Here is a 19087-nt window from a genome sequence, read left to right as displayed (position 1 = left end):
TTTCCGAAGAGGTTTATTGCATCGTTCCGTCTGTGGAAGTACCGGTCATTGCCTTAGCGTCAGCCTATGAGTTTCGGAGTAAAAACGTATGACATTTCACACGACGAATCGGTCGCTGGCTAACGCTCAGCCTCATCCTGTCTGGCAGGAAACAAAAATACCTGCGACCGCCGCACCACGGCTCACGGGCGAAGTGAAGTGTGATATTGCGATTGTGGGTGGCGGGTTTGTCGGGTTGTGGACTGCGTTGATGGCCCGTCAACGCAGGCCTGAAGCAGCTATCGTGGTGCTTGAGGCCGGCCGCTGCGGTAGCGAGGCGAGCGGACGCAATGGCGGATTCTGTGCTCCGAGTATTTCCCACGGTGTTTCCAATGCGCTGAAACGCTGGCCCAAGGAAGCAGAGCAATTGGTGCGACTGGGTAAAGAGAACCTTGTGGAATTTGAAAGGGATCTTCGGCGTTTCGGCATGGACGTAGAATTTGAGCGCTCCGGAAAATTGACTGTCGCCAGTCAGCCCTGGCAGGTTGAAGGGCTAAGGTCGATGAAGCGTAACTACGAGCGTTTTGGTATTTCTTGCGAATATCTGGATGGTGAGAGGCTGAAGTCACTCCTCGATTCGCCGGCCTATGTTGCAGGTATGTTCGAGCCCAATTATGCCTTGCTGAACCCGGTCAAGATGGTCTCGGAACTGCGACGCGTATGCCTTGCGCAAGGTGTGCAGTTGTTCGAGCATTCGCCAGTGACCGCCTTACGCCAAGACGGTCTTCATCAGGTGCTGGAAACCGGTCTGGGCGCAGTCAAAGCAGCAAAAGTTGCGCTCGCCACTAACATCGCGCCGCCATTGTTGGGATCGCTGAGGTCCAAGGTTATTCCCGTTTTTGACTACGCCCTGGCGACCCGCCCTCTCGACGATGCTCAGTTGCGCGCCATCGGTTGGAGCGGGCGCTACGGTATCGCCGACTGTGGTAACCAGTTTCATTACCTGCGCAAAACCGAGGACAACCGCATTCTCTGGGGCGGTTACGACGCTATCTATCACTTCGCAAGCCGACGGGATGAGGCGTTGACGCAACGTCCGGAAAGTTTCGCGGCATTGGCTCGGCAATTTCAAGCGACTTTCCCGGCGTTGGCTGATATCACGTTCAGCCATGCCTGGGGCGGCATCATCGACACCTCCGCGCGCACCACCTTCTTCTGCGGAACATCGTCTAATGGGCGCGTTGCTTATGCCCAGGGGTTCACCGGGCAGGGCGTGTCCGCCAGTCGTTTCGCGGCATTGACCATGCTTGATCTGCTCGAGGGCAAATCAACCGAGCGCACAAAGCTGGCAATGACCTCAACGGCTCCTTTCCCGTTTCCACCCGAGCCCTTGCGCTACGTGGGCGTGTCGCTGGCGCAGCGCTCGTTGGCCCGTGAAGACATCACTGGGCACCGCGACTGGTTGCTCAAAGGCTTCGATGCGCTAGGCATCGGTTTTGATTCTTAAGTAGGAGTGAGCATAGTAATGAATAAACCCGAATGCGTTATCGATTTCGCTAACCCGGACTTACCGTTTGTTGAGTCGGAAACCAGCGATCCGGACCTGGTCGACATCCCGTATCGCAGCCGGATCTGGGAGCATTTTGCAGACCCGCAGAAAAAGGCCGCCGCCGGTATCTGGGAGGCCCCCGAGCACCTGGAGCGCTGTGAATGTGACTTTGACGAGCTCTGTCACTTGCTCGAAGGAAGCGTTCGTCTGACTGACAGCAACGGCGTCAGCCAGGACTTCAATGCCGGCGCCACGTTCGTGGTTGCCGCTGGGTTCAAGGGAACTTGGGAGAACCTGACACCGGTCCGGAAGGTGTTCGTGGTCCTGGAAGGCTAAGTAAGGGAGGGCAGCGCCATGATCGCTCGTGCGGAAATGTCAGTGCCGCGAGTCGCCTGCATGTTTTCGCTGAACGTTTTGAGGCGCTGTTTCATCGATTGATCGCTCAGCAGCTGTTCGAGGGCGGCGGGTAGTGCGGGCAGTGGTTCGGCAAAGCGCGGCAAGTAGCGACCGACACCGACTTCCTCGGCGCGTGCGGCGTTGTCGTGGCCGTCCCAGCAGTAAGGAATGATCAATGACGGCAAGCCGAAGTACAGCGCTTCGCAGAAACTGTTGTTGCCGCCGTGGTGGATGAACAACTGACATTCCTTGAGCACGGCCGGCTGTGGAAACCAGCTGTCCAGGTACACGTTGTCCGGGACGGTGGTGTACATGTCCCGATAGGCGCCAACATTGATGAGGAAGCGATAGGGCAGATGTTCGATGGTACCGATCAGGCGCTTCATCATGTCGGTGTCGGCGGCTCCGAGGCTGCCGAAACTGACGTAGATCAGAGGCGCGTCGTTGTGCCGTGGGAAGTCGGGAACGATGTAAGGCGCCTCGCGACGTACACAACCGTCGAGGTATACATAGCGCTGAGGATCCAGCGGCGACTGGCGTTCATAGCGCACCGGCGTTGGCGACAGTAGCAGGTTGAGCCACGGTGAGTCGATGAGGAACTGGCCGGTTGGGCAGGGCGCGGTGCCGTTGTTCGCGAGAAACTGCGAAAAGCGTGCATGGGCCGGTGCGACGGCTTTGCGGTAATGCTCGGCAAAGCGTTCGCGGGCCTCTTTGTCGCCAGCCAGGCAGCCTGACAAGTACGGCGGTACGGCGGCATCCGGCAATTCGGTTTCAGCGCACGAAACCATCCGCACCCACGGGCATCCAGCGTTGGTGATGGCGGGGAACATGACCACGTTGTCGAGGACGATGACGTCCGGTTTAAGGCGGTCGAGTAACTGTCGCAGCGGTTTTTCGGCTTCGATAGCAGTATCGATAATGGCTTCCCAGGCTGGTGCCACATAGCTGTCGATCTGCGCAAATGGCGTCTGGTCGAAGTAAGGAATATTGCGCTCGATGAAGCGCTCCCAATAATGCTGGTGCTCCGCTGCCGACAGTGGACTGGCCTGCGGAATCGGATATTCGTCAAAGCCGTATTCGGCGAAGAGTCCTTGAAAATATTCGTGGCAGATGAATACCGGCTTGGCTCCCAGCTCACGCAGTGATTGGGCGATTCCAATGCAGTTCAAGGCCGCGCCGAAACTGGCTTCCGGAAACAAGGCGATCAGTTTTTGTGTGTACATGGCGAAGAAAGTCCATGGCGGGTAAAGCCCACCGTGCCTGAGATGATTGGATGCTGTCTTATTTTATGAAAAAAATCATCTTGTTTGTCGATCCATTTTAGCGGCGCCCAAGCAGTTGGCCCTGCGGGATCCCGCGGTTAGCGGTTTGTGGGCGCTGGGCGGCGCTAAGGCGTAGGTGCAGACGCAGCAGGTCGGCGGCGATCTCCAGCTGTCCGCGTTCGATGTGGGCAATGACTTGCAGGTGCTCGCGTAGTGCCTCTTGCAGGCGGTGCACGCTGACGGTCGGCAGCAGATTCGGCAGGCGCCGAAGGCTCTGATGTTGGAGCAAGGCGTCGCCGATAAATCGATTGCCGCAGCTCTGGCCTATCAGTTCATGAAGGCTGATGTCCAACTCGCGAAATTGCTGAATGTCGAAGTGTTCAACCGGGCTTGAAAGCAATGTTTGCATGGCGCTCCGCAGCAGTGCCAAGCGTTGCGGGTCGGCATTGAAGTGCGGGCTGAGCAAGGCTTCCGGTTCCAGGATCAGGCGGAACTTGAGGCTTTCTTCCAGGGCGGCGATGCTGTTTAACGAAGGACGAAACAGCCAGGATTGGCCGGGGCCGCGCTCTATCGCCTGGCTTTCGCTGAGTTGCAGCAGGGCTTTCTGCGCTGCGGGCCGGCCGACGTCGTAACGACGCATCAGTTCGCTGATGCTGATGCTGTCCCCAAGGCGTCCGGCCATGCGGTCGCGCAGTATCGAAGTCGCTAGTTCTTCTTCCTCGGCCTGTGGCAGTGCGGCGTTGAAAGCCTGGCCGGGTGGTGCTGCCAGCAGTCGATAACCTTTACCAGTCTCGTGGCTCAGCAGGTTTTGTTCCAGCAGCACTTTCAGCGCGCCACGAATCAGCGTGCGTGAAACTTGGAACGTGCGCGACAGCGCTTGCTCGGCGACCGGATCGCCGGCCTTTAGCCCGGTTTCCTGAGTGTGCTCCAGAATCCGCCGGGCGAGCTCCAGGTGATTGGTGCGAGGTTTTTTCTCGGGTGCTGTGCTCAAGCGTCTTGTCTCGTTTTGTTCGCTTTGGACTCTGGCGCCCATCTTAAGCCATTCACTGCTAAACCGTCAGGCATGAAAATAAGCGTTGACATTCCTTCTTGCTGGTCCTAATTTCTAAAAAAAAACATACGGAACCGTTTCTCTTTTGCCGTACTGCCTTCGAACACAAAAATAATCAATCGTCGGGTGAGTATTATGAGAAAGCTGAAAGGCCTTATGTGTCTGGGATTGAGCGTTTCCCTGGCGATTGCTTCGCAGGCTGCAAGTGCAAAAGACATGGTGATTTCGATCTGGGACGGCTACATGGCCCCGGATGCGCTGGACAAGTTCAAAGCGGCCAGCGGCGTTGACGTCGACAAGGCGTTGCATGCGACCAACGAAGAGATCATGGGCAAGCTCATGGCATCTGGCGGTGAAGGCTATGACGTGGTGTTCGTCTCTTCTCCGTTCGCCGAAGTCCTGCACAAGCAGGGGCTGCTGGCGGATATCGATCCGGTCAAAGTTCCCAACCTGAAAAACCTCTACCCCGAAGCGACCCAGCTGGAATATGACCCGGGCAACCATTTCTCGGTGCCGTACACCTGGGGCACGACCGGGATCTGCTACCGCTCCGACAAGGTCACGCCGGCACCGGTGAGCTGGAACGAATTGCTCAACCCGAGCGATGCGCTCAAGGGCAAGGTGACGATGCTCGCCACCGACCGCTGGATGCTCGGCGCCGGGTTCCTGGCCAAGGGCTGGTCGGTCAACGACAGCGATCCCAAGCAGATCGCCGCCGTCCGCGACCAGTTGATCGCCACCAAGAAACGCATCCTCGCCTTCGACGACACCACCTTCTACTCCAAGCTCGCTTCCGGCGAATCGCTGATGGCGCACGCCTGGGATGGCTGGTGTAACTACGGCACCCAGGCCAATGCGGCGATCAAGTTCGTGGTGCCCAAGGAAGGTTCCGACCTGTGGGTCGACACCATGGTCGTGCTCAAGAGCTCCAAGCACCAGGAGCAGGCGTTGCAGTTCATCAACTTCATGCTCGCCAAGGAAAACCACGTCTGGGTCGCGGAAAACATCCTCTACAAAATCCCCAACCAGGCTGCAATGGCCGGTTTGTCCGCTGACCTGCTCAAGCAATATCCCAACCTCACGATCGCCCCGAGCGAGCTGTTGAAGATGGAGCAGTTGCGCGATCTGGGCGGCATCACGCAAAAAGCCTACACCCGGGCTGTCACCGAAATCATGGCGGCGCAGAACTGAGCCTCACATCACGTAGGCCGCATTGATCACGAGGCATGCCCTGCATGCCTCGCCACGCTCGCAAGCCGCCTCCGTTCCGGGGCGGGAGGATATGGGTAATGAGTGCTTTGCATGCTGACAGGCGGCTGTCGGCCTGGCTTCTTGCGCCCGGCTTTGGCTGGTTGCTGATCTTTCTGGTGGTGCCGTGCGTGCTGGTGCTGGTCTACAGCTTCGTCGAGCGCGGCGCCTACGGCGGGATCGACTGGCTGTTCACCTGGGAAAACTACCAGCGCGCGTTCGATCCGCTGTACCTCGGTATTTTGCTCAAGTCGGCGAAAATCGCCGGGCTGGCGACGCTGTTCGCGGTGCTGATCGGCTACCCGGCCGCCTACGCCATTGCCCGTGCGCCTCGACGTCATCAGGCGGTGTTCCTGTTTCTGGTGATGCTGCCGTTCTGGAGCAACTACCTGATCCGCACCTACGCCTGGATCGTCCTGCTCAACCGCGAAGGCCTGATCAACCGCATGCTGCAGCTGTTCGGCTACAGCGGCGATCCGATCAACCTGCTGTACACCGAAGCGTCAGTGGTGCTGGGGCTGGTCTACAACTACATCCCGTTTGTGATCCTGGCGATTTTCTCCTCGCTGTCGCGCATCAACAACGAACTGTGGGACGCGTCGAAAGACCTCGGGGCCTCGGGCTGGATGACCTTCCGCCGCATCATCCTGCCGCTGAGCGTGCCCGGTGTCGCGGCCGGCGCGGTGTTTGTCTTCGTCCTGAGCATCGGCAACTTCATCACCGCCGACCTGTTGGGCGGCAAGCAGGTGCAGATGGTCGGCAACCTGATCTATTCGCAGTTTCTCACCGCGCGGGACTGGCCGTTCGGCGCGGCACTGAGTTTCTTCCTGATCGCGATCATGCTGATCCTGTTGTTCGTCCAGGCCCTGGTGGCCCGCCGTGCAGAAGGGGGCCGGGCATGAGTCAGCCTCGTTCCATAAGCGGCACCGCCCTCAATACGCACCTGTGGCTGGTGTACGCCTTCCTGTATGTGCCGATCCTGGTGCTGATCCTGCTGTCGTTCAACAAGTCCGGCCTGCCGACCGCCTGGGGCGGCGTGTCGTTGAAATGGTACGTGGCGCTGGCCCACAACTCGGCGATCCTGTCGGCGGCCCTTAACACCCTGATCGTGGCGCTGGCGGCGACCTTCATTGCCTGCGTGCTAGGTACGTTCCTGGCGCTGGGCATCGAGTTGCGCCGCAAGGGCAATGACAAGGGGCAGGTGGTGGACACGTTGCTGATGGCACCGATGATCATCCCCGACATCGTCCTGGCAATTGCGCTGCTGAGTTTCTTCAACCTGCTCAAGGTCGCGTTGGGCCTGCACTCGATCATCATCAGCCACGCCGTGTTCAACATCGCCTTCGTCTGCGCGGTGGTGCGCACGCGGCTCAAGCACTTCGACTACTCGATTCTCGAGGCCTCGATCGACCTGGGGGCGAGCGCGTTCACCACGTTTCGTCGAGTCCTGCTGCCGGCGATTTTCCCCGGCGTGCTGGCGGGTGGTTTGCTCTCGTTCACCTTGTCGGTGGACGAATTCATCATTGCGTTTTTCAACTCCGGTTCCGGCCAGGCGTCCACGACGTTGCCGATGCAGATCTACGCCATGATCCGTTTTGGCGTCACTCCGGAAATCAATGCCCTGGCGACGCTGGTGATGCTGGTCAGCATCACTGCGCTGCTGGCTTCGCAGCGTCTCAACAAGGCTCCTCACACCTATGAATAATTCATCTGCGGTACTGATCCTGGACAAGGTCAGCAAGTCCTATGGCAACGCACCGGTGGTTGACGAGGTGTCGCTGAACATCCGCGAGAACGAGTTCTTTGCGCTGCTGGGGCCGTCCGGCTGCGGCAAGACCACGCTGTTGCGCATGCTCGCCGGCTTCGAAACACCCAGCGCCGGCTGCATTTACCTGGATGGCAAAGACATCTCGCCGCTGCCGGCCAACAAGCGTCCGTTGAACCTGATGTTCCAGTCCTATGCGCTGTTTCCCAACATGACCGTGCGCAAGAACATCGCCTACGGGCTGGAAATGGAGCGCTTGCCCGAGGCGGAGATCCGTCTTCGGGTCGATGAAGTGTTGAGCACCGCGCAGCTCGGTGAGCTGGCCGAGCGCAAGCCCGATCAGCTCTCCGGTGGCCAGCGCCAACGTGTTGCGCTGGCGCGGGCGCTGGTCAAGCGTCCGCGGGTGTTGCTGCTCGATGAGCCGTTGGGTGCACTCGACAAAAAACTCCGGGAAAAGATGCAGCTCGAACTCAAGCGCCTGCAACTCGAGAGCGGCATCACCTTCATCATCGTCACCCACGACCAGGAAGAAGCGCTGGTGATGTCGGACCGTATGGCGGTGCTCGATGGCGGCAAGGTCTGTCAATGCGGCAGCCCCACCGAACTCTACGAAAACCCCAACAGCCGTTTTGTCGCCAACTTCATCGGCGTCAGCAATCTGTTTGAAGGCGTGCGTTCAGGTCAGCACACGGTCCGCGTCAATGGTCAGGAGCTGGCTGTCGAGACCGACGCGCCACTGGTTCCAGATCAGAAGGTCGCCGTCGTCGTGCGTCCGGAGCGTTTACAGGTGCTGGCGGAGGAGGACGATTGTGGCAATCAGGTCACCGGCATCATCGTCGAAATCGCCTATCACGGCCTCGACACCAACGTGCATGTGCAGACGGCGCTCAGCGAGAAAGCGTTGATTGTCCGGGTACCGTCCTCGCAATTCGATTTTGCTCATTTTGCTATCGGTATGAGCGTCCGGCTCGGCTGGCAGGCTCGCCACGCCCGTGTTTTGACGCGTTGAACAATTAAAAGGACCAGGCAGGAGTGCCGCTCGATGAAACAGAAAGTGATCGCCTTTTTTCCGGAAGCCACCTATGGCCCGGCACTTAACTCAGTCGGTATTGCCCAGGCGTGTGAGGCCCTCGGCCACAAGGCCGTATTTCTCACCGACCCTGGCATGACTGGTGTATACGCCGGTTACGGTTTCGAAGAACACGTGGTCAACATGTCGGCACCCATGCCGGCAGAAGAAATGGCTCGTTACTGGGTCGACTTCATCAATAGCCATATCCCGAATTTTCGAAAATCCCCGCTGGATCAAATCGACAACTACGTTAAGGAGTGCTGGGCTGCCATTGTCGACACCGCGAAATGGGCGCAAAAGGAATTGCCAGCAGTGCTGGAAAGGGTTCAACCCGATCTGATTTGCGTCGACAACGTGATCCTGTTTCCAGCGATCAAACAATATGGCAAACCGTGGGTGCGGATCATCTCGTGTTCGGAAAATGAAATCGAAGACCCGGATATTCCGCCGCATCTGTCAGGCATGAGCATTCACGACAAAGCCGGTCACGCGCGGTTTCGCCAGCGCTTTGAGGAAGTTATCCGGCCGATACACGAAGACTTCAACCAATTCCTGCAAACCCATGGCGAGCAGCCGTATCCGCTTGGCACGTTCTTCGAAGCTTCGCCTTACATGAACCTGTTGCTGTACCCGGACGCAGTCAAGTTCGAGCGTCGTCATCCATTGCCGGCCGAGCGCTTCCACTATTTGCAAGGGTGTGTGCGTCAGGATACGCCCTTCGAGATCCCCGAGTTTCGCGCCAACAATGACAAACCGTTGCTCTACGTCAGTTTCGGTAGCCTAGGATCGGGCGATGTCGATCTACTCCAGCGTCTGATCACCGCCGTTGGCAAGCTGCCTTACCGCGCACTGTTCAATGTGGGGGAGCATGTCGATGAATACCCGGACCTGCCGGACAACGTGCTGATCTCCAATTGGTTCCCACAGCCTTCGGTGATTGCCCAGGTCGATGCGGTGATCCACCACGGCGGCAACAACAGCTTTACCGAGTGCTTGTTTTTCGGCAAGCCGGCAATTGTCATGGCCTACGTCTGGGACGGTCACGACAACGCCATGCGCGCCGAAGAAAGCGGTCACGGGTTCAAGCTAGATCGCTACGAATGGAGCGAAGCACAGCTCGCGGAAAAGCTCGCGGCGTGTCTCAACGACGAGGCAATGCGCCAACGTCTTCTGCGCACCAGCGCGCAGATGCAATCGCGCAAAGGTCCGGCGGACGCGGCCACTATTCTCGACAAGGTGCTAAACAATGCCTGAGCAAAGCACCACGGCGGGTATGACGCCGTACCTCTTAGCTGTCAGCAGCCGTACCGATTTGGTGGACTGGGGCGTGCAAAGCGACGCCGTCGAAGGTGCCTCGCACTCCAGCGGACGACTGTTGTTCAAAGGTCCGAATAACAGTCCAGAAACCGGCCTATGGGTCTGCACGCCCGGTCGCTGGCGGCTGTCTATCCCGCGTGACGAGCTGTGCCATTTCATCGCAGGCAATGCCACTTACCGCAACGACGATGGTGAAGTGATCGAAGTTCGCCCCAACACCCTGGTGTTGTTCCCGGCCGGCTGGACCGGCGAATGCCATGTTCGGGAAACCCTGCGCAACGTTTATATGCTGACCTGAACCTGACTTTTTTGGAGAGCAATAATGACTACCCCGTTTTTGTACGACCCGCTGAGCATTACTGACGTCAAGGATTGGGGCGTGATCCCGACCATGCTCGAAGGCGAATCCCGTGTCTCTGGCGTGGTGCTGCACAAAGGCCCCGAAGGCCAATCCGAGTGCGGTGTGTGGATCTGCACCCCGGGTAAATGGTTTTGCCACGTCACCAGCGATGAGTTTTGCCATTTCCTCGAAGGCCGCTGCACGTACGTCCACGAGTCCGGAGAAGTGATTGAGATCAAACCCGACACGGCGGCCTTTTTTCGCAAGGATTGGAAAGGCGAATGCACCGTCCATGAGACGGTGAAAAAGGTTTACATGATCCGGTGAGAGCCATGACTGAAACACGTGCGTTATCGCCAACTCGAGAGGATCAACGCACAGCCTTTCTGGCAGGTGCTGGTTTCGCCGGTGCGCAGCTGGTGGCGTTGCCGGTGGATGCCTCGACCCGACGCTATTTTCGCTTGAGCGGTGTGGGACTCTTGTTGATGGATTCGCCCCCGGACAGCGAACCGATCGGTCCGTTTGTACAGATTGCCCGTCACTTGTACGGGCTGGGGCTTTCCGCGCCAGCCGTTGTGCAGGTCGATGAAGGGGCGGGATTGGCACTGATCGAGGATTTCGGTCAGGACACCTATACCCGGTTACTCGCGGCCGGGCATCCCGAATCGCTGCTGTATCACTTGGCCGTCGATGCGTTGGTGGCGTTGCATCGCGCGCCGCCGTTGGCCGAAATGGCGCCATATGATTCCCGGCAACTGAGCGAAGAGTGCGCGCTGCTGATCGACTGGTACATCCCGCTGCTGATTGGCAAGGACGCGGCGCTCGATCTGCGTGATTCGTTTTTGACGCTGTTCGCCGAGGCTTGTGGTGACGTCGCGTTACGTCGCGAAGCTTTAGTTTTACGCGACTTTCACGTCGACAACCTGATGTTGCTCGACGGCCGCAAAGGCGTTGCCGCCTGTGGACTGCTGGATTTTCAGGACGCACTGACCGGTTCAGCGGCCTACGACTTGATGTCGCTGCTTGAAGACGCTCGCCGCGACGTGCCCGAAGCCTTGCGCATGGCGCTGTTGACGTACTACCTGACGCAACGTCCGGAGCTCAATGCTCCGCGTTTTCTGAAGGACTACCGACGGCTGGCCGCCCAGCGTCACGCCAAGGTGCTGGGCATTTTTGTACGCCTGGCGGGCCGCGATGGCAAACACGGTTACCTGGCGCATTTGCCGCGCACCCTGGGTTTGTTTGTTCGTGCGCTGGACGCTGAGGCCTATGCTCCGCTGCGCGATTGGTTCAACCGTCACGTACCGGGGTGGCGCGAGGATCTTCCTCCCGCGACCTTGGCGATGTTGTGCGAAACCCCCTATCGATTGGTTCAAGGATCATCCCATGGCCACGTTTAATACTGATACTGCCCTGCGTTTCATCAGTCCCGAGTACCTGCCCCTTACGAATGTCCGTGACCGCGAAGTGCTTGACCCGGCGACGTTACAATCTGTGGGGCTGGTCGGCCTGTGCGGCGAAGCCGACGTGCAAGCCGCCGTGGATGCCGCCACCACGGCGCAAAAACAGTGGCGACTGGTCGACGCGAAAAGCCGGGCGGTGCGCTTACATCAGTTGGCCAACGCAATCGAGCAGGACGTCGCCTGCAATCGCGAAGTCGCGCGGTTGATGACTCTGGAAATGGGCAAGCCGTTTCCTGAGGCCATGGGCGAATTGGCGAACTGCGCGCCGATCTTTCGCTATTACGCGGAAATGGCCCGGGACGACGCGGGCAAGGTCGCCGGTACTACGCAGATCGGCTCGTTCCAGCATGTACGTTATGAGCCGTATGGCGTCAGCGTGCACATCATGCCGTTCAATTTTCCGATCCTATTGATGTGCTGGACGGTCGCAGCATCGCTGGCGGCGGGTAACGCCTGTATCGTCAAACCGGCCGAAGCTACAACCCTTTGCACGCTCAAGTTCATGGAGCATTTCACCTCAATGTTACCGGGCCTGGTGTCTTGCGTGCCGGGCGACGCGGTGACTGCACAGCTGCTGGTGAAGTCGACCGGGACTCACGCCGTTGCATTTACCGGCAGCGTCGCGGCGGGTAAGGCGGTGGCGGTGGCGTGTGCAGGGCAGATGAAACCATGCGTCATCGAGGCCGGTGGCAGCGATCCGCTGATCATCTCCAGGCATGCACCGCTAGACGTCGCGGCTGCAGGCGCAGTGACTGCTGCCTTCCACCTGAGCGGGCAGATTTGCACCTCGGCAGAACGCTTTTACGTGGTCGATGAGATCCACGATGAGTTCGTCGAGAAGTTCGCCCAACGTACTCGCGCCTTGCGCATCGGTCATGGTCTGGAGCATACGGAAATCGGGCCGCTGGTCAGTGAGGTTGCACGCAACAAGGTCATGCGTCTGGTCGACGACGCCTTGGCCAAGGGCGCGACACTGGTGTGTGGCGGACGGGTTCCGCCGCAGCACAGTGTGGGCTGGTTCTATGAGCCAACCATCCTCACCGGTGTGACGGGTGACATGGCGATTCTTCAGGAAGAGTGTTTTGGCCCCGTCGCGGCGATCTGCCGTGTTAGCGATTTCGACGAAGCGGTACGATTGGCCAATGACTCGCCGTTCGGTCTTGGCGCGTCGCTGTTTTCCACCGACCTTGCCGAGGCGATGGAAGCTGCCGAGCGTCTCGAAGCCGGGATGGTCTGGGTCAACAACCCACTGATCGACAACGATGCGCTGCCGTTTGGTGGCTGGAAAATGTCGGGCCTGGGACGTGAACTCGGGCGGCAGGGCCTTGAAGCGTTCCGGCGTTCGAAAATGGTCATCATTGATCACCAGCCAAAGATTCAGAGCTGGTGGTATCCGTATGCTGACGACATGTTCTATCAAGAGCAGGCTTAAGTCCCTGCTGCACTCAGGAGGGTTGTGATGAACGACGACATTTCCTGGCCAACCCTTGCGGTGATTCTGGCAGCCGGGCTGGGCACTCGTATGCGTTCGCTGCTGCCGAAAGTCATGCACCTGGTGGGTAACCGGCCGTTGCTCGGTCATGTACTGGCCGCGGTCGAGGCCGCAGATATCGATCAATGTGCCGTGGTGTTGGGTGCAGGCAATCGTGCGGTTGCCGATTATTTGAAGCAGGTAGCGCCGTCTACGCGGGCGTTTATCCAACATGAACAGTTAGGCACGGCGCACGCCTTGTTCGCCGCTCGCGCCGCGTTGCAGTCCCATGAACAAGGTTGCGTGTTGGTGCTGTTTGGCGATTCACCGTTGATCAGTCCGCAAACGTTGTTGCAGCTACGTCAGGCACTGATCGACGGTGCGGCGGTTGCCGTTGCCGGGTTTCACACTGAAAGTCCCGGGCCTTATGGACGACTGCTGGTGGAAGAGGGGTGTTTGCTGGCGATCCGCGAAGCCAAGGACGCCAGCCCGCAAGAGTTGGAAGTCGGCTTCTGCAATGGCGGTGTCATGGGCTTGCGTGCCGACACCTGTCTCTGGTTGCTGGAACGCATCGGCAATCAAAATGCGCAAGGCGAGTACTACCTCACCGACGCCGTGGCCGTGGCCAACAGCGTCGGGCTGCAAGTGACGGCGGTGGAGGTGGCTGAGGACGATGTGCTCGGGGTTAATGATCGCGAGCAGTTGCATGCTGCAGAACAGCTTTTTCAGCAGCGTCGACGCCTGGCGTTCATGCAGTCGGGCGTCAGCCTGATGGCGGCAGATACGGTGTTCTTCAGTGCCGATACGCAACTGGCCAAGGACGTATGCATCGAACCTTGTGTGGTGTTTGGACCGGGAGTGAGCGTGGGTAGCGGGGTGCGGGTCGACGCGTTCAGGCGCCTGGAAAATATTCGGCTGGAGCAGCCGCAGAATGAAGGAGTGTGCTATGGGTGATTACCAACGGTTGTACATCGGCGGCGAGTGGATCGTGCCGGTACAGGGTGGAGTTTTCGAGACAATTGATCCGAGCGATGAATCCATTCTGGCGCAGGTCGCCGCCGCTACGTCGGAAGATATCGACCTGGCTGTTTGTGCCGCACGCAAGGCCTTCGACGAAGGTGATTGGCCGCGCTGGACAGGCGCGCAGCGAGCACAAGTCCTTCGGCGAATCGCTGACGGTATCCGGACGCGTCAGGATGCATTGGCCGCCATCGAAGTTCGCGACAATGGCAAGCCGCTTCCGGAAGCGCTGTGGGACATCGCTGACACGGCTGGATGCTTCGACTTCTATGCAGGGCTCGCTGAAAGTTCTGCCCTGCATCACGAACAGGCGATCAGCCTGTCTGATGGGCGCTTCGACTCGTCGGTTATCAAAGAGCCGGTGGGTGTGGTCGCGGCAATCATTCCGTGGAATTTTCCAATGCTGATGGCATCGTGGAAGGTCGCTCCGGCACTGGCGGCTGGTTGCACCGTTGTGCTAAAGCCCTCGGAGCTCACACCGCTGACAGCCCTTGAGCTAGCGCGCATTGCCGATCAGGCAGGCTTGCCTGCAGGGGTATTGAATGTTGTCACAGGACTGGGACGTGAGGCTGGCGCACCGCTGGCCGAACACCCGGACGTGGACAAGATCGCCTTCACTGGCAGCGTCCCGACCGGGCGCAAGATCATGCAAGCGGCAGCGGCCGAGATCAAAAATATTAGCCTGGAGCTGGGCGGTAAATCGCCCTTCGTAATCTTCGCTGACAGTGACCTCGACGCGGCCGTGGAATGGATTCTGTTCGGGATATTTTGGAACCAGGGCCAGGTCTGTTCGGCCACCTCGCGTGTATTGGTGGAGCGTGCGTTATACCCAGCGCTCCTGGAACGCTTGATAGCTGTGACTGAGGAAATCCAGATTGGCCAAGGTTTTACTGAAGGTGTGAAGCTCGGGCCGCTGGTCAGTCAAGGACAGCTGGATAAAGTACTCGAAGCTGTTGCGGCGGGTCAGCAAGAGGGCGCGCGATTGGTTTCGGGGGGCACGCGTCCGGCCCACCTGGAGAAGGGTTACTACTTCACCCCGGCCATTTTCGCCGATGTACCGGAACAGAGTTCGATTTGGCGCGAGGAGATTTTCGGCCCGGTGGTGTGCCTGCGTACGTTCGACACCGAGGCCGAGGCGATTCGTCTGGCGAATGACTCGCCGTTCGGCCTGGCAGCGGCAGTCATGTCGCGTGATATTCCACGCTGTGAACGGGTCGCTCGACGCTTTCGCGCAGGGATCGTCTGGGTCAACTGCTCGCAACCGACCTTTGTCGAGGCTCCCTGGGGCGGTTACAAGCAGAGCGGTATTGGGCGCGAGCTGGGTGAGTGGGGGTACAACAATTATCTTGAAACCAAGCAGATCACTCGATACGACGGCGGACGCTGGGGCTGGTATCTGGACTCTGCTGGTTAATGGATTCGGATGTAGCTCGTGGACCCGATGAAGGTATCGGGACCGAAACACGCTAGATGACCCTTACTGATGCCCCATCGTCGTAAGGTTCATCGCTTTTTAGCGAGTCGCTTCGTCTTTCTTCAGGATGAGTTCCTTGCCATAGGCTATGTTGACCCACCAACCAAATCCTGCGGCAGTGAAAAACATGATGAAGCTATAAATGGCGGCAGGAATGGCCATTGTCGAGTTGTTCAGCAGGCTCGGGCTAAGCGCCAGGGCAATGGCCAAGGTGCCGTTGTGAATACCGATTTCCATGCCTATGGCCACGGCTTGACGCTGGGGTACTTGGAGTAAGCGCGGAACCCAATAGCCGATGCCGAGACTGAGCAGGTTGAACACCAGGGCCGCCAACCCGACGACCGGAGCGTAATCCAGGAAGGTTTTCCAATCCTTGATAAGCACCAAGATAACAGTGCCGACGAGAAACAGTGCGGAGGCGATTTTCATCGGGCGCTCCATGCGTGCGGCGAAGCGCGGTGCCAGTTTGTTTATAAGCATGCCCAGAGCAACCGGCACCAGTACGATGGCAAAAACTTGCAGCACTTTGGCAAATTGCAGAGGAATGGCCTGGTCGGCCTCCATGAAATACAGCAGTGACATATTGACCAGAAACGGCATGGTGAGAATCGCTATCACCGAGTTGACTGCAGTGAGGGTGACGTTCAAGGCCACGTCACCGTGTGCAAGATGGCTGTAGAGGTTGGCGGAGGTTCCGCCGGGAGAGGCCGCCAGCAACATCAAGCCGACGGCAAGGGCAGGCGCCAGGTTGAAACCCTTGGCGATGAGAAAGCAAAGAAAAGGCAGCAGGAGCAACTGGCAGGACAAACCAATCAACACCGGTTTTGGGTACTTCACCACACGGGCGAAATCCGATGGGGTCAGCGACAGGCCTAAGCCCAGCATGATGATTCCAAGGGCTATAGGGAGAAACGCGGATAGCAAGGGGGTTGCGGTCATTATTGTTGTACTCGCAGGAAGGACACTCACTAAAAGTTTGCGTCAACAAGGCCGTGTTTAATTGTGATGGATAATGAGCTAGCGGTCAGATCAATGTGTGTCCTCAGGTCTGGTAAATGTGCGCGAAGGAGTTGGAAGCACGAGTGGGCAAACTCAGGCGTCGTAGCCCGGCATCTGTTGGTCCAGTTTGCGCAGCAGAGCCGGCCAGGCCAACGAGCCGCCCAGGCCGCCTGTGGAACGCATCGCGCCGTTGATCATCTGCTGGGCATTATCGAGAATGGGCTGGGGAATCCTGGTCAAAGTGGCGCTGGTGCTTTGGGCCATCAATTGGATTTCACAGGCACGCTGCAGGATAAACATCCTTAGGAAGGTGTCCGCGATGCTCGCGCCACATGTCAACAACCCATGGTTACGCAGGATCATGAAGTCGGTATTACCCAGATCAGCCTGCAGACGCGCTTTTTCGTCCTCACGCAGGGCAACGCCTTCATAGTCGTGGTAACTGAGACTGGCAAGAACGAACACCGATTGTTGCGACAGCGGCAGTAAGCCAGCTTCTTGTGTCGACAGAGCTACCCCAGCCGCGGTATGGGTATGCACCACACAAGTGACGTCGTGGCGAACCTCGTGGACGGCGCTGTGAATCGTGTAGCCCGCCGGGTTGATCTCAAATGGGCTGTCCATCAGCTTGGTTCCCGCCAGATCCACTTTCACCAGACTCGAGGCAGTAATTTCGTGGAACATGAGACCGAAGGGGTTGATCAGAAAATCCTCCGAACCCGGGACTTTAGCGGAGATATGAGTAAACACCAGATCGTCCCAGCCATGCAGGGCGATCAAGCGATAACAGGCGGCCAAATCGACACGGGTTTGCCATTCAACGGCGGATACCCTGTCTTTCATACTAGGCAATTGATTGATACTCACGGTATTGACCTTTTTTTAGTTGGAGTGCCTCCCTATTCTAGAGAAAAAAATAGAAACAGAATTCGCCTTAACAGCCAGATTGATTGCCTTGCCGGTTATATTGCGGGCGCTATTAGCGGTGTTGTCCTGAGTGTAGGCGCTGATGTCGAACGGCTGCACCTGAATTGAGCTGGAGTCAGCAGATGAGTGAGCGCACCACGTCTTCCAGTTGGGCCAGTACCATTGTTCAGGCTATGGAAATGGGCGGCGTCAATTGCGTTGAGCTTTTCAGGCGCCTCGGTATGTCGTACCTGGCTTTGAGTGATCCCGATGCGCGTTTCGCACAGGATGATATGACGCGTTTATGGCAACTGGCGGTCGAAACGTCCGGCAACCCCGCTATCGGCTTGAACATGGCTAAAGTGGTCCGCCCTTCCTCTCTGCATGTCGTTGGTTATGCTCTGATGTCCAGCTGCAATTTGCAGGAGGGTATTTCCAGTCTTGTACGCTATCAACGCATTATCGGCGAGGGAGCTGATTTCAGCTTTCATCCCAAGCTTGATGGCTATGAATTGACACTGGCCATTCACGGTGATCGTCTGCCGTCGGCTAAAGAAAGTGCAGAAGGCGCGCTGGCGTATTTTCTGGCGTTCTGCAACTGGTTGGCATGCCGTCCACTAAAGCCAAGGCTGATCAGTTTTCGGGGAGCGCCACCGCGATCTTTGGAGCCCTACCGCGAAACGTTCAACGGGCCGCTTCAATTCAATGCCGAGCACTACGCGGTGTTGTTCGACCGTATCGACATGGATACTCCGTTGCCGATGGCCAATGATGCGCTGGCACACCTGCACGAGCGCTTTGCCAGTGACTATATGGCACGTTTTTCGGAAGGTCAGGTCACCCACCAGGTGCGTCAGATTCTTTGTCGTTCGCTGCCCCAGGGCGAACCCAAGCGCGAGGAGGTTGCTCAAGCCCTGCTGCTCTCTGAACGTACCCTTCAACGCCGGCTGAAAGAGGAAGGCACCAGCTTTCATCGAGTGCTGGATGACACTCGGCGCGAGCTGGCCAGCCAATACCTGATCCAACCAAAGCTCCCCTTGCAAGAGATTTCCTATCTTCTTGGATTTTCGGCCCCCAGCAACTTCTTCCGTGCGTTCCGTCGTTGGTTCGGTACCACGCCTAAAGAGTATCGGGCAGGTCAGTAGGGAGCAGGTCGAAAAAAACAAAAGAACTCAGGACGAAACGGCCGATTTTTCCATCCTGTAAAGCGATTGTTTCGGCCGGGCAAAAACTCGACGGAGCATGGGTTCGAAAAACTCCAGTGGAAGTGTTTCGCCCTCGGGATCGAAAGCGGCGGCGTCGTAGCGTGCGCAGAATTCGATGGTTTTTTGGTACTGCGGCTGATCCTTGAATTGTTCGCGCAGAAATCGATCCATGCCCAAGTGGTGGAAGAAGTAATACCCCTGGAAAATCCCGTGCTTTTCGATCATCCAGTGATTCTGCTCACTGACGAAGGGCTTGAGGATGGCTGCCGCGATATCGGCATGATTATAAGTGCCTAAGGTATCGCCGATGTCGTGAAGTAGCGCGCAAACTACAAACTCTTCGTCCTCACCGGCACGGTAGGCGAGGGTGGCGGTTTGCAGCGAATGGGTCAGGCGATCTACCGGAAAGCCACCGAAATCACCATCCAGCAGTTTGAGGTGGGTCAGGATGCGATCAGGCAGTTCTGCTGCAAAGCCCGGGAAGTGTTTGGCGATGATGGCCCAATCTTCGGCAGTGCCGTCATCCATGTGGGTGAAACTGGCTTGATGACTCATCATGTCTCCTAATTA

Annotated in this window: 19 protein-coding genes; 14 read left to right on the top strand and 5 right to left on the bottom strand. The window is 58.0% G+C overall.

The annotated features are described in order from the left end of the window. Positions 1–88 precede the first annotated feature (88 nt). Complete coding sequence (locus J0G10_RS22525) at positions 89–1486, top strand: NAD(P)/FAD-dependent oxidoreductase (protein WP_220556745.1); 1398 nt, start codon at positions 89–91, stop codon at positions 1484–1486. A gap of 18 nt (positions 1487–1504) precedes the next feature. Beyond that, a complete protein-coding gene (locus J0G10_RS22520; protein ID WP_220556744.1) occupies positions 1505–1864 on the top strand; it encodes a cupin domain-containing protein in 360 nt (119 codons plus the stop codon). On the opposite strand, the gene J0G10_RS22515 is transcribed toward J0G10_RS22520, so the two are convergent. Both J0G10_RS22515 and J0G10_RS22510 read right to left on the bottom strand, forming a co-directional pair. After that, positions 1861–3147 (bottom strand): nucleotide disphospho-sugar-binding domain-containing protein, encoded by a 1287-nt coding sequence (locus tag J0G10_RS22515; RefSeq protein ID WP_220556743.1) that lies wholly within the window; start codon positions 3145–3147, stop codon positions 1861–1863. The genes J0G10_RS22520 and J0G10_RS22515 overlap by 4 nt on opposite strands. 97 nt (positions 3148–3244) lie before the next feature. After that, a complete protein-coding gene (locus tag J0G10_RS22510) occupies positions 3245–4177 on the bottom strand; it encodes a GntR family transcriptional regulator (RefSeq protein ID WP_220556742.1) in 933 nt (310 codons plus the stop codon). A 195-nt stretch (positions 4178–4372) separates the two neighbouring features. Between J0G10_RS22510 and J0G10_RS22505 the strand changes: the two genes are divergently transcribed. The 11 genes from J0G10_RS22505 (at position 4373) to J0G10_RS22455 (ending at position 15347) form a co-directional block, all read left to right on the top strand. Continuing rightward, complete coding sequence (locus J0G10_RS22505) at positions 4373–5428, top strand: polyamine ABC transporter substrate-binding protein (protein WP_220556741.1); 1056 nt, start codon at positions 4373–4375, stop codon at positions 5426–5428. A 98-nt stretch (positions 5429–5526) separates the two neighbouring features. After that, entirely contained in the window at positions 5527–6387 is an 861-nt protein-coding gene (locus J0G10_RS22500) for an ABC transporter permease (RefSeq protein WP_220556740.1), read from the top strand. Continuing rightward, positions 6384–7190, top strand: a complete 807-nt coding sequence (locus J0G10_RS22495; RefSeq protein ID WP_220556739.1) for an ABC transporter permease — start codon at positions 6384–6386, stop codon at positions 7188–7190. Before J0G10_RS22500 ends, J0G10_RS22495 begins: the two co-directional genes overlap by 4 nt. Continuing rightward, a complete protein-coding gene (locus J0G10_RS22490) occupies positions 7183–8259 on the top strand; it encodes an ABC transporter ATP-binding protein (RefSeq protein WP_220556738.1) in 1077 nt (358 codons plus the stop codon). The genes J0G10_RS22495 and J0G10_RS22490 overlap by 8 nt, the downstream gene beginning before the upstream one ends. A 33-nt stretch (positions 8260–8292) precedes the next feature. After that, positions 8293–9576 carry a nucleotide disphospho-sugar-binding domain-containing protein gene (locus J0G10_RS22485; protein WP_220556737.1) on the top strand — a complete coding sequence of 428 codons (1284 nt, stop codon included), beginning with the start codon at positions 8293–8295 and terminating at the stop codon, positions 9574–9576. Beyond that, on the top strand, positions 9569–9937 hold the full coding sequence (locus J0G10_RS22480) for a cupin domain-containing protein (RefSeq protein WP_220556736.1): 369 nt from the start codon (positions 9569–9571) through the stop codon (positions 9935–9937). Before J0G10_RS22485 ends, J0G10_RS22480 begins: the two co-directional genes overlap by 8 nt. A 24-nt stretch (positions 9938–9961) precedes the next feature. Beyond that, a complete protein-coding gene (locus tag J0G10_RS22475) occupies positions 9962–10306 on the top strand; it encodes a cupin domain-containing protein (RefSeq protein WP_220556735.1) in 345 nt (114 codons plus the stop codon). Positions 10307–10311: 5 nt separating this feature from the next. Next, complete coding sequence (locus J0G10_RS22470; protein WP_220556734.1) at positions 10312–11379, top strand: aminoglycoside phosphotransferase family protein; 1068 nt, start codon at positions 10312–10314, stop codon at positions 11377–11379. Next, a complete protein-coding gene (locus J0G10_RS22465) occupies positions 11366–12874 on the top strand; it encodes an aldehyde dehydrogenase family protein (protein ID WP_220556733.1) in 1509 nt (502 codons plus the stop codon). The genes J0G10_RS22470 and J0G10_RS22465 overlap by 14 nt, the downstream gene beginning before the upstream one ends. Before the next feature lie 27 nt (positions 12875–12901). After that, complete coding sequence (locus tag J0G10_RS22460) at positions 12902–13867, top strand: NTP transferase domain-containing protein (RefSeq protein WP_220556732.1); 966 nt, start codon at positions 12902–12904, stop codon at positions 13865–13867. Then, positions 13860–15347: an aldehyde dehydrogenase family protein gene (locus J0G10_RS22455; RefSeq protein ID WP_220556731.1), complete on the top strand. Its 1488-nt coding sequence runs from the start codon at positions 13860–13862 to the stop codon at positions 15345–15347. Before J0G10_RS22460 ends, J0G10_RS22455 begins: the two co-directional genes overlap by 8 nt. Before the next feature lie 99 nt (positions 15348–15446). Here the strand turns inward: J0G10_RS22455 and J0G10_RS22450 are convergent, their stop codons facing one another. Beyond that, positions 15447–16346, bottom strand: a complete 900-nt coding sequence (locus J0G10_RS22450) for a bile acid:sodium symporter family protein (protein ID WP_220556730.1) — start codon at positions 16344–16346, stop codon at positions 15447–15449. Between the two features lie 153 nt (positions 16347–16499). Continuing rightward, positions 16500–17249 (bottom strand): class II aldolase/adducin family protein, encoded by a 750-nt coding sequence (locus tag J0G10_RS22445; protein WP_220558887.1) that lies wholly within the window; start codon positions 17247–17249, stop codon positions 16500–16502. A 206-nt stretch (positions 17250–17455) separates the two neighbouring features. Between J0G10_RS22445 and J0G10_RS22440 the strand changes: the two genes are divergently transcribed. Continuing rightward, positions 17456–18457: an AraC family transcriptional regulator gene (locus J0G10_RS22440; RefSeq protein ID WP_220556729.1), complete on the top strand. Its 1002-nt coding sequence runs from the start codon at positions 17456–17458 to the stop codon at positions 18455–18457. 27 nt (positions 18458–18484) lie between these two features. On the opposite strand, the gene J0G10_RS22435 is transcribed toward J0G10_RS22440, so the two are convergent. Continuing rightward, positions 18485–19072, bottom strand: a complete 588-nt coding sequence (locus tag J0G10_RS22435; RefSeq protein ID WP_220556728.1) for an HD domain-containing protein — start codon at positions 19070–19072, stop codon at positions 18485–18487. Positions 19073–19087 lie beyond the last annotated feature (15 nt).

It is taken from the genome of Pseudomonas germanica (genome assembly GCF_019614655.1).
Classification (GTDB): Bacteria; Pseudomonadota; Gammaproteobacteria; order Pseudomonadales; family Pseudomonadaceae; genus Aquipseudomonas; species Aquipseudomonas neuropathica.
The sequence above is the reverse complement of the archived record's forward strand: the minus strand, read 5'-3'. Positions and strand labels throughout refer to the sequence as shown.

What these genes read in the sequence shown, in the direction of transcription:
- J0G10_RS22525 (WP_220556745.1), top strand. Translation starts at nt 89, where the DNA reads ATGACATTTCACACGACGAATCGGTCGCTGGCTAACGCTCAGCCTCAT.
- J0G10_RS22520 (WP_220556744.1), top strand. Translation starts at nt 1,505, where the DNA reads ATGAATAAACCCGAATGCGTTATCGATTTCGCTAACCCGGACTTACCG.
- J0G10_RS22515 (WP_220556743.1), bottom strand. Translation starts at nt 3,147, where the DNA reads ATGTACACACAAAAACTGATCGCCTTGTTTCCGGAAGCCAGTTTCGGC.
- J0G10_RS22505 (WP_220556741.1), top strand. Translation starts at nt 4,373, where the DNA reads ATGAGAAAGCTGAAAGGCCTTATGTGTCTGGGATTGAGCGTTTCCCTG.
- J0G10_RS22500 (WP_220556740.1), top strand. Translation starts at nt 5,527, where the DNA reads ATGAGTGCTTTGCATGCTGACAGGCGGCTGTCGGCCTGGCTTCTTGCG.
- J0G10_RS22495 (WP_220556739.1), top strand. Translation starts at nt 6,384, where the DNA reads ATGAGTCAGCCTCGTTCCATAAGCGGCACCGCCCTCAATACGCACCTG.
- J0G10_RS22490 (WP_220556738.1), top strand. Translation starts at nt 7,183, where the DNA reads ATGAATAATTCATCTGCGGTACTGATCCTGGACAAGGTCAGCAAGTCC.
- J0G10_RS22485 (WP_220556737.1), top strand. Translation starts at nt 8,293, where the DNA reads ATGAAACAGAAAGTGATCGCCTTTTTTCCGGAAGCCACCTATGGCCCG.
- J0G10_RS22480 (WP_220556736.1), top strand. Translation starts at nt 9,569, where the DNA reads ATGCCTGAGCAAAGCACCACGGCGGGTATGACGCCGTACCTCTTAGCT.
- J0G10_RS22475 (WP_220556735.1), top strand. Translation starts at nt 9,962, where the DNA reads ATGACTACCCCGTTTTTGTACGACCCGCTGAGCATTACTGACGTCAAG.
- J0G10_RS22470 (WP_220556734.1), top strand. Translation starts at nt 10,312, where the DNA reads ATGACTGAAACACGTGCGTTATCGCCAACTCGAGAGGATCAACGCACA.
- J0G10_RS22465 (WP_220556733.1), top strand. Translation starts at nt 11,366, where the DNA reads ATGGCCACGTTTAATACTGATACTGCCCTGCGTTTCATCAGTCCCGAG.
- J0G10_RS22460 (WP_220556732.1), top strand. Translation starts at nt 12,902, where the DNA reads ATGAACGACGACATTTCCTGGCCAACCCTTGCGGTGATTCTGGCAGCC.
- J0G10_RS22455 (WP_220556731.1), top strand. Translation starts at nt 13,860, where the DNA reads ATGGGTGATTACCAACGGTTGTACATCGGCGGCGAGTGGATCGTGCCG.
- J0G10_RS22450 (WP_220556730.1), bottom strand. Translation starts at nt 16,346, where the DNA reads ATGACCGCAACCCCCTTGCTATCCGCGTTTCTCCCTATAGCCCTTGGA.
- J0G10_RS22445 (WP_220558887.1), bottom strand. Translation starts at nt 17,249, where the DNA reads ATGAAAGACAGGGTATCCGCCGTTGAATGGCAAACCCGTGTCGATTTG.
- J0G10_RS22440 (WP_220556729.1), top strand. Translation starts at nt 17,456, where the DNA reads ATGAGTGAGCGCACCACGTCTTCCAGTTGGGCCAGTACCATTGTTCAG.
- J0G10_RS22435 (WP_220556728.1), bottom strand. Translation starts at nt 19,072, where the DNA reads ATGAGTCATCAAGCCAGTTTCACCCACATGGATGACGGCACTGCCGAA.